The organism is Mycolicibacterium komossense (assembly GCF_025822605.1).
Lineage (GTDB): Bacteria > Actinomycetota > Actinomycetes > Mycobacteriales > Mycobacteriaceae > Mycobacterium > Mycobacterium komossense.
Window position 1 is genome coordinate 495,315 of sequence record NZ_JACKTY010000012.1, and the last position, 11,420, is coordinate 506,734.

General features: G+C 66.6%; 11 protein-coding genes and 3 pseudogenes (1 of these 14 only partly in view). 13 read left to right on the forward strand and 1 reads right to left on the reverse strand.

The window, feature by feature from the left end; translation table 11 throughout:
* The first annotated feature begins 7 nt into the window (after positions 1 to 7).
* From H7J73_RS04310 to H7J73_RS04335, 6 genes are all read left to right on the forward strand, one after another.
* Complete coding sequence (locus tag H7J73_RS04310; RefSeq protein ID WP_264065975.1) at positions 8 to 394, forward strand: PPOX class F420-dependent oxidoreductase; 387 nt, start codon at positions 8 to 10, stop codon at positions 392 to 394.
* Positions 394 to 804, forward strand: a complete 411-nt coding sequence (locus H7J73_RS04315) for a PPOX class F420-dependent oxidoreductase (RefSeq protein WP_264065976.1) — start codon at positions 394 to 396, stop codon at positions 802 to 804. The genes H7J73_RS04310 and H7J73_RS04315 overlap by 1 nt, the downstream gene beginning before the upstream one ends.
* 55 nt (positions 805 to 859) lie before the next feature.
* Positions 860 to 1,393: an FxsA family protein gene (locus H7J73_RS04320; RefSeq protein WP_264065977.1), complete on the forward strand. Its 534-nt coding sequence runs from the start codon at positions 860 to 862 to the stop codon at positions 1,391 to 1,393.
* Between the two features lie 98 nt (positions 1,394 to 1,491).
* A complete protein-coding gene (locus H7J73_RS04325; protein ID WP_264066018.1) occupies positions 1,492 to 3,048 on the forward strand; it encodes an amidohydrolase in 1,557 nt (518 codons plus the stop codon).
* Positions 3,041 to 4,870, forward strand: coding sequence for an apolipoprotein N-acyltransferase (lnt, locus tag H7J73_RS04330; protein ID WP_264065978.1), 1,830 nt, complete (start codon positions 3,041 to 3,043; stop codon positions 4,868 to 4,870). Before H7J73_RS04325 ends, lnt begins: the two co-directional genes overlap by 8 nt.
* Positions 4,857 to 5,621, forward strand: a complete 765-nt coding sequence (locus tag H7J73_RS04335) for a polyprenol monophosphomannose synthase (protein WP_264065979.1) — start codon at positions 4,857 to 4,859, stop codon at positions 5,619 to 5,621. Before lnt ends, H7J73_RS04335 begins: the two co-directional genes overlap by 14 nt.
* Positions 5,622 to 5,687: 66 nt before the next feature.
* Here H7J73_RS04335 and rbpA read toward each other — a convergent pair whose 3' ends face one another.
* Positions 5,688 to 6,023 (reverse strand): RNA polymerase-binding protein RbpA, encoded by a 336-nt coding sequence (rbpA, locus tag H7J73_RS04340; RefSeq protein WP_264065980.1) that lies wholly within the window; start codon positions 6,021 to 6,023, stop codon positions 5,688 to 5,690.
* A 131-nt stretch (positions 6,024 to 6,154) separates the two neighbouring features.
* Between rbpA and H7J73_RS04345 the strand changes: the two genes are divergently transcribed.
* The 7 genes and pseudogenes from H7J73_RS04345 to H7J73_RS04375 form a co-directional block, all read left to right on the forward strand.
* A complete protein-coding gene (locus tag H7J73_RS04345; protein WP_264065981.1) occupies positions 6,155 to 6,484 on the forward strand; it encodes a hypothetical protein in 330 nt (109 codons plus the stop codon).
* 157 nt (positions 6,485 to 6,641) lie between these two features.
* A complete protein-coding gene (locus H7J73_RS04350; RefSeq protein ID WP_435405414.1) occupies positions 6,642 to 7,454 on the forward strand; it encodes an ABC transporter permease in 813 nt (270 codons plus the stop codon).
* Positions 7,451 to 8,188, forward strand: a pseudogene (locus H7J73_RS04355) (ABC transporter ATP-binding protein). The gene H7J73_RS04350 and the pseudogene H7J73_RS04355 overlap by 4 nt, the downstream one beginning before the upstream one ends.
* Before the next feature lie 32 nt (positions 8,189 to 8,220).
* Positions 8,221 to 9,264, forward strand: coding sequence for an ABC transporter substrate-binding protein (locus H7J73_RS04360; protein ID WP_264065982.1), 1,044 nt, complete (start codon positions 8,221 to 8,223; stop codon positions 9,262 to 9,264).
* A 9-nt stretch (positions 9,265 to 9,273) separates the two neighbouring features.
* The gene (locus H7J73_RS04365) at positions 9,274 to 10,398 is read left to right on the forward strand and encodes an LLM class flavin-dependent oxidoreductase (RefSeq protein WP_264065983.1); all 1,125 of its coding nucleotides are present in this window, start codon (positions 9,274 to 9,276) and stop codon (positions 10,396 to 10,398) included.
* A gap of 73 nt (positions 10,399 to 10,471) precedes the next feature.
* Positions 10,472 to 10,840: pseudogene (locus tag H7J73_RS33940) on the forward strand (DUF222 domain-containing protein); the annotation flags it as partial.
* 131 nt (positions 10,841 to 10,971) lie between these two features.
* Positions 10,972 to 11,420: pseudogene (locus H7J73_RS04375) on the forward strand (DUF222 domain-containing protein); its annotated part runs 241 nt beyond the window's last position; the annotation flags it as partial.

Sequence of the window (11,420 nt, forward strand, 5' to 3'; positions counted from 1 at the left end):
GAGCCCTGTGGCGCCCACATTTGCTGACATCTCCGCGGCCGAATACATCCTGCTGACGACGTTCACCAAGGACGGCAGGCCCAAACCGACGGCGGTCTGGGCCGCACCTGACGACCACGGCCGACTCGTCGTGATCACGCAGGAGAAGTCCTGGAAGGTCAAGCGGATTCGCAACACGCCGCGCGTCACGCTCGCGGTCTGCGACCGGGCCGGTAAGCCGAAAAGCGAGGCCATCGAGGCGTCCGCGGCGATCCTCGACAAGTCGCAGACCGGCGCTGTCTATGACGCCATCGCCAAGCGCTACGGCCTGCTCGGCAAGGCGTTCAACTTTTTCAGCAAGCTGCGCGGCGGGATGAACAACAACGTCGGGATCGAACTCCAAGCGGCTCTCTGATGGCGCCGACCTTCGCCGAGGTGTACGAGGCCAAGTACCTGTTGCTGACCACGTTCACCAAGGACGGTCGGCCGAAGCCCACCCCGGTGTGGGGCGTGCCCCACGAGGGCAAGTTGTTGATCAGCACCGACGACGGCTCCTGGAAGACCAAGCGGATCAACAACACCCCGCGGGTCACCATCCAGAAGTGCGGCGTTCTGGGCAAACCCAAGGGTGACCCCGTCGAGGCGGTGGCCCGGAATCTGCCGAAGTCCGAGACCCGGCGGGTGTTCGACATGGTGACCAGGCGGTACTGGTGGCATGCGTGGTGGTGGATCCCGCAGGCCATCGTGCGCGGCGGCGTCGACAAGGTGCACGCCGCCATAGAGGTGGTGGCCGTAGAGATAGACCCAGCGGGTGGTCCCTCTTAAGTAGGTTCTTAGCCGCCGGGTGGAACCCAGCTCAGGGCCGAACCGTTGAATCGGCATGGTCATGCGGCTGTTCTTGGTGTACGTGCTGGTCGAACTGGCGGTGGTCATCGCGCTCGCCTCGACGATCGGTATCGGCTGGACCCTGCTGGCGGTGCTCGGTGTCTCCGTACTCGGGATGGTGCTGGCCAGCTCCCAGCTGCGACGACAGCTTGCGAAACTGAGGCGCGGCGTCGGTAACCCACAGGGCGCTGTCACCGACAGTGCGCTCGTGGCGATCGGCACACTGCTGGTTTTCGTCCCCGGTTTGGTCAGCACCGTCGTGGGATCGCTGATGCTGTTGCCGCCCACCCGGGCCGCGGTTCGTCCGTTGGCGACCGCGCTGGCCGCCCGCACCTTCGCCAAGCAGATGTCCTTCGTGAATCTCGGCGGCGTGAATCCCGACGGCGTCAATCTGACCGGGCCCGCCCGCGGCGCATACATCGACGGTGAGGTGCTCGACGTGCAGGACAGCGACAGCGCTGACACCCGTGGCGGCGCTGCCCGGCCGGATCCCGTGCTGCCCGTCGTCATCCAACGCAAGCCCGAGTAGCTTCGCGGAGCGCGCTGCAGCGTAGTTTTTCGTCCGTGACCACGACGCTGTTGTTGGGTGGACGGATCCACAGCCCGACCCACCCCGACGCGACCGCCATGGCGGTCCGCGATGGCACGGTCGCCTGGCTGGGCAGCGACGACGTCGCCCGCGCGCAGTTCCCCGACGCCGAGACGGTGCAGCTCGGGGGCGGGTTCGTCGCCCCGGCGTTCGTCGACAGCCACGTGCACGTCACCGCTACCGGATTGTGCATCACCGGGCTCGATCTGCGCAGCGCAACCTCGCTCGGGCACTGCCTGCGGTTGGTGGCCGACTATGCCGGCGCCCACGACGTTCCGATCATCTGGGGCCACGGCTGGGACGAGTCGGCGTGGCCGGAGCGCCGAGCCCTCAGCACGGCCGAACTCGATGCCGTCGTCGGTGGCCGCCCCGCCTACCTGGCGCGTATTGACGTGCACTCGGCGCTGGCGTCCTCGGCGCTGCGGCATCAGGTCCCGCAGTGCGCCGCGGCCTCGGGTTTCGACGAGCAGCGTCCGCTCAGCGCCGACGCGCATCATCTGGTGCGAGCGCAGGCCCGCGGTCTCCTGACGGCCGAGCAGCGTGCCGGGGCCAGGACCGCAGCTCTCGATGCCGCTGCCGCCGCCGGAATTGTCGCGGTGCACGAATGCGCGGGCCCCGATATCGGTGGGCTCGATGACTGGCAGGAACTGCGGTCGACCCGACACGGCGTCGACGTCACCGGTTACTGGGGTGAGGCGGTGCGTAGCGTCGCGCGGGCCCGTGAGTTGCTCGAGGCCACCGGCGCGAGCGGCCTGGCAGGTGACCTCTTCGTCGACGGCGCGCTGGGTTCGCGCACAGCGTGGCTCTCGGCCCCCTACTCGGATGCGTCCGATCGCTGCGGTAACTGCTACCTCGATGCCGACGCCATCACCGCACATCTGCTGGCCTGCACCGAGGCTGGGGTGACGGCGGGTTTTCACGTGATCGGCGACGCCGCAGTCAGCACCGTCGTCGATGCGTTGGAGCATGTGGTCGAGCGCGTCGGGGTGCCCGCCGTGGCGGCCTGCGGGCACCGCCTCGAACACCTCGAGATGGTCGACGCCGACCAGGCGGCGAAGCTGGGCGCCTGGGGCGTCAACGCCAGCATGCAACCTAACTTCGACGCACTGTGGGGTGGCGCCGCCGGGATGTATGCGCAGCGTCTCGGGCCGGATCGAGCTCAGCGGCTCAATCCGCTGGCGCTGTTAGCATCGCAAGGCGTGCCTCTCGCTTTCGGTTCGGACACCCCGGTGACCAGCATCAATCCCTGGGAGACGGTGCGCGCAGCCATACGGCATCAAACCGTGGGCAGCGCGGTATCGGCCAGGGCGGCCTTCTCGGCGGCCACCAGAGGGGCCTGGCGGGCCGGCGGGATCCGCGACGGTGTCACCGGCACACTCGTTCCTGGCGCGATGGCGTCCTACGCCGTCTGGGAACCCGGTGACCTCGAAGTCAGCGCGCCTTCACAACGGGACGGGGTTTCCGTGGCGCGCTGGTCGACCGATCCGCGGTCCCGGGTGCCCGCCCTACCGCGACTCGATCCCGGCGACCCCCTGCCGGTGTGTCGCCAGACCGTGCATCGGGGTGCCGTTCTCTTCAGCCGCGCCCATGGATAGCGAACACGAGGCCCACACCGACCTCGACGAGGCGCGGGCCGAGTCCGCGCCCGAGGCCGAGGAGAGCGAGGAATCCGACACCCCGCCCGGTCCCGGCCGGTGGCGCAGGTACGGCGAACGGATCGTGAACTGGTTGGTGCCGCGACTGCCCAGGCTGTGCGCGACCGTCGGTGCCGGGCTGTTGATGTGCGCCAGTTTCCCGCCGATCGGCTGGTGGTGGTCGGCGGTCCTCGCGCTCATCGTGTTCGCCGTCGTCCTGACCCGGCCGTCTACCACCCGGGCCGGCGGATTCGGTTATGGCTTCTTGTTCGGTATGGCGTTCTACCTGCCGCTGCTGCCGTGGGTGAGCGGCCTCGTTGGCGCCGTGCCCTGGATCGGTCTGGCGGCGATGTGCGCCTGCTTCCCGGCCATCTTTGGTCTGCTGGCTGTCGTCGTGCGCACTCTGCCCGGTTGGCCGTTGTGGTTCGCGCTGGTGTGGGTGGTGGAGGAATGGCTCAAATCGACTATCCCATTCGGCGGATTCCCTTGGGGGGTAGTCGCTTTCGGCCAGACTGGCGGCCCCTTCCTGCCCCTGATGGCGCTCGGCGGTGCGCCGGCGGTGTCGTTTGCCGTGGTGCTCGTCGGATGCAGTGTCGCGGCGATCGGTCTGGAAGTCGTGGCGTGGTGGCAGCGCGATCACCATGAGAACAGCACCGGACGACCGCCGTCGGTGGTGGTGCCCGGAGTCTGTATCGCGGTGGTGCTGCTATCAACGGCGCTGGCGTTTCCGCACGTCCGCAAATCCGGCGCGGGTTCCAGCGACGATCCCACTGTCACCGTCGCAGCGATCCAGGGCAACGTGCCGCGCCTTGGCCTTGAGTTCAACGCCCAGCGCCGCGCCGTGCTGGACAACCATGTCGACGAGACCCTTCGACTGGCCGACGAGGTGCGGGCGGGGCGGGCACCCCAACCGCAGTTCGTCATCTGGCCGGAGAATTCCTCGGACATCGATCCCCTGGCCAACCCGGACGCGCGTGCGCGGATCACCGAGGCGGCGCAGGCGATCGGCGCGCCGATCCTGGTCGGCGGCGTGGTGGCCCGGCCAGAATGGACGCGCGAGAATCCGGCCGCTTCCAACACCGTCATCGTCTGGGATCCGGTCAGTGGGCCGGGGGAGCGGCACGACAAGCAGATCATTCAGCCTTTCGGCGAATATCTGCCTTGGCGGAGCTTCTTCACGCATCTGTCGTCCTACGCCGAGCGCGCCGGGTATTTCGTGCCGGGCGGCGGCAACGGCGTCGTACACGCCGCCGGGGTGCCGATCGGAGTGACCACCTGCTGGGAGGTCATCTTCGACCGCGCGGCACGGGAGTCGGTCCTCAACGGTGCGCAGCTGATTGCTGTTCCCGCAAACAACGCCACCTTTAACCAGGCGATGAGTGAACAACAGCTGGCGTTCGCGAAGGCCCGCGCCGTCGAGCACGACCGGTATGTGATCGTCGCCGGAACCGTGGGGATCAGTGCGGTGATCGCACCCGACGGACGTGAGCTGGCGCGGACCAATTTCTTCGAGCCGGCTTTTCTGGATATGCAGGTGCGATTGAAGACATCGCTGACTCCAGCGTCCAAATGGGGGCCGATCACTCAATCTGTGCTGGTCGCGCTGGGGATTGCCGCTGTTTTGGCCGCCATAATGCACAATGGTGGGTTCACGCGTGTGACTCGTCGCCTTCGGCCCCGGCCGGAAAACGACCGCAGCGAGCCGACGACTGATTCGAATCCGCCCGTAAGCGGCTCCGATGATGGCAGTAACGATAAAGAGGAGCACCATGACCACCGGTGAAGGCGAGCGCCCCAGCAGGCGCACCCTGGTGATCATCCCGACCTACAACGAGCTGGAAAACCTGCCGATCATCGTCGGGCGCGTTCACGCGGCTTTGCCAGATGTGCACGTGCTAATCGTCGACGACGGCAGTCCCGACGGCACCGGGAAGCTGGCCGATGAGCTGTCGTTGGCCGATCCGGACCGCATCCACGTCATGCACCGCAGTGTCAAAGACGGTCTCGGCGCCGCGTATCTGGCTGGGTTCGCATGGGGGCTGAACCGTCAGTACGCGGTTCTGGTGGAGATGGACGCCGACGGAAGTCATGCGCCCGAACAGCTGAACCGCTTGCTCGACGCCGTCGACGCGGGCGCCGACCTGGCGATCGGCTCCCGCTATGTCAGTGGCGGCACGGTGCGTAACTGGCCGTGGCGGCGGCTGGTGCTGTCCAAGACCGCCAACACCTATTCGCGGGTCCTGCTCGGCGTCGACATCCACGACATCACCGCGGGCTATCGCGCGTACCGGCGCGAGGTCCTGGAGAAGATCGATCTCGACGCCGTGGACTCCAAGGGCTACTGCTTCCAGATCGACCTGACCTGGCGTGCCATCAACAACGGCTTCACGGTGGTCGAAGTACCCATCACGTTTACCGAGCGTGAGTTGGGAGTCTCCAAGATGAGTGGCTCGAACATCCGCGAAGCGCTGGTCAAGGTCGCGCGCTGGGGTATCGGTGGGCGGCTGGACCGCGCCCGCGGCATCGTCCGCTAAGACTCGTCAGACAGCAAAAACGCGAGTGTGCATGTGCACACTCGCGTTGTTGTCGCGTGGTCGGGATCAGCCGCGGCGCTTGGTCTTGATGATGTCGAGGCGCTCCTTGAGCAACTCCTCGAGTTCATCGACGGACCGGCGCTCCAACAGCATGTCCCAGTGGGTACGCGGTGGCTTGACCTTCTTCGGCTCGGGCAGGTCACCTTCGATCAGGGTGCCCTCGAGGCCGTTGCGGCACAGCCAGTTACCGGGAATCTCGGCGTCGTCGGCGAACGGGACGTCGAATTCCTCGCCGTTTTCCGTCCGGTAGCGGGCGACCTGACGCGGTGCCAGGTCGTGGTTGCGGTCGGTCTCGTAGCTCACGGCTCCGAGGCGACTGCCTCTCAAAACACGATCAGCCATCGTCATCACTCCTTAAACGCAGTTCTACCGGGTGTACAACGCGGCGGTACTCGGCTGAGTTCCCGACTCAACGCGGCGCGATTGTCCAGGATACCCGCAATGCGGCGGGAGCCGGTTTAGAGTCGTCCACCGTGAGCCGCCGAACCCGTCCTGTGCCCTGTCGCTGGTGCGGCCGGGACGTGGCGGACGCCGGCCTGGGACGCCGCCGGCAATACTGCCGGCAGTCCTGCCGCCAGCGCGCCTATGAGCAGCGATCGATGGTCAAGGGCACCTCGGTACCCGAAGACGCGGTGGTGCTGTCCGCCGACGAGGCGGCTGAGCTCTCCGACCGTGTGTACCAGGTCCGATGCGCCGCCGAGGATGTTGCGACCGCCGTCAACGAGGGGGCCGCAGCGTCCGAGCTGCGGCAGTTGTGTGAGGCGCTGATGCAGGCGGCGAAGGCCGCGGACGGCTGGCGCTGACTCAGCGTCGTTTGTGAATCGTCGGCGGAAAATAGGCCCCAAACCGCCCAGGTTTCACGAACGACGTGCGCTCGCTGCGGCGCCCAGGGCGGGACGGATTTCTTTCACGTCGAGTCAAACCCTGGGCAGGTGGACAGCTGATCCGTAGCGTCGCCCCGTGTCCAGCCCAAATGCGTTGGCCGCTGCCGCGGTCGCGTCCACTTCTGGTGTCGGCTGGCTGCGGCAGCGGCGGTGGACCATCATCCGGATCGCGTCCCCGGTCGTGCTGCTGTTGCTCTGGCAGTTCGGAAGCGCACTGGGCGTCATCCCGCAGGATGTTCTGCCCGCCCCGTCGCTGATCGCCGATGCCGGTGTGGAACTCATTCGCAACGGTCAGCTCGTCGACGCGCTCGGGGTCTCCGGCTGGCGAGTGATCCAGGGGCTGGCGCTGGGCGGTTCGATCGGCATCGGCCTTGGCATCGCCGTCGGTCTGTCGCATTGGTTCGAGGCGACGGTCGACCCACCCATGCAGATGCTGCGGGCACTGCCGCATCTGGGCCTGATCCCGCTCTTCATCATCTGGTTCGGGATCGGCGAACTGCCGAAGGTGCTGCTGGTGGCGCTCGGCGTGAGCTTCCCGCTGTACCTGAACACCTTCTCGGCTATCCGCCAGGTCGATCCGAAGCTTTTCGAAACCGCTCAGGTCCTTGGGTTTTCGTTCTGGCAGCGACTGCGAACCATCATCATCCCCAGCGCGGCGCCGCAGGTGCTCGTCGGGCTGCGCCAGTCGTTGGCCATCGCCTGGCTGACGCTGATCGTCGCCGAACAGATCAACGCGAGTAGCGGGATCGGTTTTTTGATCAACAACGCCCGTGACTTCCTGCGCATCGACATCATCATCTTCGGGCTGGTGGTCTACGCGCTGCTGGGGATCACCACCGATGCGATCGTGCGGGCGTTCGAACGACGGGCGCTGAGGTACCGGTCGTGACGATCACCTCGGAACGCAGAACCGCCGCGGCAGGCGAACTGAGCCATGTCGACAAGTGGTACGGCAGCCATCACGTGCTGCGCGACGTCTCGGTGCGGGTGGGCGCCGGCTAGATCGTCGCCCTGATCGGTCGCAGCGGTTCCGGCAAGTCGACGGTGTTGCGGGTGCTGGCCGGCCTATCGGATGACCACACCGGCGAGCGGTACGTCTCCGGTGCCCCGGCGATCGCTTTCCAGGAGCCGCGGCTATTCCCATGGCGAGATGTCGCCACCAACGTCGGCTACGGGCTGACTCGGATCCGGCTGCCGCGCTCGGAGGTGTCGGCCAGGGTCGCCCGCGCACTGACCGATGTCGGCCTCGCCGACCGCGCCGGGGTATGGCCGTCGACGCTGTCCGGTGGTCAGGCCCAACGGGTGTCGTTGGCCCGCGCGCTGGTCGCCGAACCCGACCTGTTGCTGCTCGACGAGCCCTTCGGAGCGTTGGACGCGTTGACCAGGCTGTCGATGCGGGCGCTGCTACTCGACCTGTGGCGCACCCGCGAATTCGGTGTCCTGCTGGTCACCCACGACGTCGACGAAGCGGTTGCTCTCGCCGACCGCGTGCTCGTTCTCGACGACGGCGCGGTGGCGCACACGCTGGACATCGAGGATCCCCGCCGCCCGCATGGTGAATCGTCCGCCGAGACCGACCATTGCCGCGTTGAGCTTCTCGACCGGCTCGGAGTCCGGTTCTGATATCGCAATTCCGCACTGAGAAGGGAACTTTCATGCCTCAGAACCGGCGATCGAATCCGGCGCACAAGGCCGCTCTGCTGCTTCTGCTGATACTGCCGCTGGTGCTGGCGTCGTGTGTCTCACGGGAGAGTGGCACGACGGCGGCGAAAATCCCCGAGACGGTTCCGCTGTCCGAGCTGGGCGGGGTGACGCTGCAGGTCGGTGACCAGAAGGGTGGCACAGAGTCGCTGTTGCGCGCGGCCAGGCAGCTCGACAACCTGCCGTACACAGTGCAGTTCTCGACGTTCACGTCCGGTCCGCCGCAGATCGAGGCGGCGACGGCGGGCAAGATCGACTTCGCGATCACGGGTAACACGCCGCCGATCTTCGGCGCGGCGTCCGGCGCCAAGGTCAAGGTGGTCTCGGCCTACGACGGCGGCGGGGTCGGCGACCAGATCCTGGTGCACGCCGATTCGCCTATCAAGACGATCGCCGACCTGCGGGGCAGGTCGATCGCCGTCGGCAAGGGCAGTTCTGCGCACGGCCACCTCCTCGGTCAGCTCGACAAGGCCGGCCTGAAGCCGTCCGACGTGAATCTGGTGTTCCTGCAACCCGCTGACGCCCTGTCGGCGTTCAGCCAGCGGCAAGCCGACGCGTGGGCGATCTGGGATCCCTATACCGCCCAAGCCGAGCAGCAGATAGACGTGCGCAGCGTCGGGCAAGCCAAGGGCGTCACCAACGGCTACTGGTTCGGGATCGCCTCCGATGCGGCGCTGGCCGACGCGAAGCGCAATTCGGCGCTGGCCGATCTGCTGATCCGGTTCGAAAAGGCAGCGCGCTGGGCCAGGGATAACCCGGAGCAGTGGGCCCAGAGTTATGCTGCCGCAGTCGGTCTCGACCCGAAGGTGGCCGAGGTGTCGCAAGCGCGCAGCCTGAGGTTGCCCACCGCGCTCGACGACGACGTGGTCGCGTCAGAGCAGAAGCTGACCGATCTGTTCGCCGAGTCCGGCCAGATCAGCTCGTTGCCAAAGTTCGCCGACTGGGTGGATCGCCGCTACAACGATGTTCTCGCGCCGTTGCTTCTCAGTACCAACTAGGGAGGTCGGATGAGTGCCGAGGTCGGATTGCCCGCTCCGCGGGCGAAAGTCCATTGGTTTCTGCCCACCAGCGGAGACAGCCGCTCGATCGTCGCTAGTTCGCACGCGTCGTCGCAGCACGTCGTGCCGGCAGGATTCCGGCCGCCGACCCGGCGCTACCTGGCCGAGATCGCCCGCGCCGCAGATCGACTGGGCTTTGAAGGGGTGCTCACCCCGACGGGGACCTGGTGTGAGGACGCCTGGCTGACCACGTCGGCGCTGCTGGCCGAAACGGAGCGTCTCAAATTCCTGGTCGCGTTCCGGCCGGGTTTGGTGCCGCCCACGCTGGCCGCCCAGCAGACCGCGACTCTGCAGCGGTTCTCCGAAGGCCGGGTACTACTCAATATCGTCACCGGCGGTGACGATATTGAGCAGCGTCGGTTCGGCGACTGGCTCAGTCACGACGAACGCTATAGCCGCACCGGCGAGTTCCTGAACATCGTCAACTCGATCTGGCGTCAGGACTCGGTCGATTTCACCGGCGAGCACTACACGGTCAAGGATGCCAGGGTCTCCGAGCCGCCGAACCCGCTGCCGAAGATCTATTTCGGCGGCTCGTCCCCGGCCGCGCTGCCGATCGCCGCCGAGTATGTCGACGTGTATCTGACCTGGGGCGAGCCACCGCAGGCGGCCGCGGCCAAGATCGCGAAGGTCCGTGAGCTGGCGGCGGCGCGCGGCCGCAACATCCGGTTCGGGATCCGGTTGCACACCATCAGTCGGGAGACCTCCGAGGCGGCCTGGGCGGTGGCCGATGAGTTGGTGCGTGAGCTGTCGCCGGAGCAGATCACCAAAGCTACTGCGCTACACAGTGGTTCGGAGTCCGAAGGGCAACGTCGGATGACCGCCCTGCACGGCGGTAATATCGACCGCTTGGAGATCTACCCGAATCTGTGGGCGGGTGTCGGGCTGGTCCGCGGCGGGGCCGGGACCGCGCTGGTGGGTAGTCACCAGGAGGTGGCGAACCTCATCTGGGAGTACCACTCGCTGGGGTTCGACGACTTCATCCTGTCGGGCTACCCGCACCTGGAAGAGGCTTACTGGTTCGCCGAGGGTGTCATGCCGATCCTGCGTAGCAAGGGTGTCCTCGCCGCGTAACCTCGAATTCTCTTCTGTCACTTCAGTTTCAGATGAAGAATTTCTGTCGGTAGTTCCCATTAGTGTTCGGTCTATGAGTTCCGATCGCGCCGCTGTACTTGATGCGCTGGCGGGGCTGGAGGGTGCGGTGGAGGTGTTGGCTGGGGTGTCGTGGGACGGGTTGGCCGGTCCTGAGGTGGTGCGGGTGTTGGCCCGGTTGGAGACGCTGTCGCGGCGTCAGCCGGTGGTCGTGCACCGCTTGATCGGGACGTTGATGCGGGACGGGTCGGCGAAAGTGCTGGGTGCGAAGAATTTCAGCGATGTGTTGACCACCGCACTACGCATCAGCCCCAGAGACGCTAAGCGGCGGCTCAGGGATGCCGAGGAGTTGGGTGAGCGTAGGTCGTTGACTGGTGAGCTGTTGGCGCCGCGGATGCCGCACGTCGCGGCCGGGCAAGCTGCCGGTGTTATCGGTGGCGAGCATAGTGCGATCATTCGGGGATTCTTCACGGATCTGCCGGTGTGGGTGGATGCGCCGATCCGGGAGAAAGCCGACGCCGAGTTGGCTGGGGTGGCGGTGGCGAGCATAGTGCGATCATTCGGGGATTCTTCACGGATCTGCCGGTGTGGGTGGATGCGCCGATCCGGGAGAAAGCCGACGCCGAGTTGGCTGGGGTGGCCGCCGAGTTCGGGCCCGAGGAGTTGCGCAAAGCAGCAGCGTTGATTGCTGCGCTGGTCAATCCGGATGGGGAGTTCTCCGATGCGGATCGGGCCCGTAAACGCGGGGTCACCATCGGCCGGCAGGGCCCGGATGCGATGTCCACCATCTCGCTGGTCAATCCGGATGGGGAGTTCTCCGATGCGGATCGGGCCCGTAAACGCGGGGTCACCATCGGCCGGCAGGGCCCGGATGCGATGTCCACCATCTCTGGGCAGATCACCCCGGAGTTGCGGGCCACGGTGGAGGCGGTGTCCTCGAAATGGGCCGCACCGGGCATGTGCAACCCGGACGACGAGTCGCCCTGTGTCAAAGGCCGACCCAG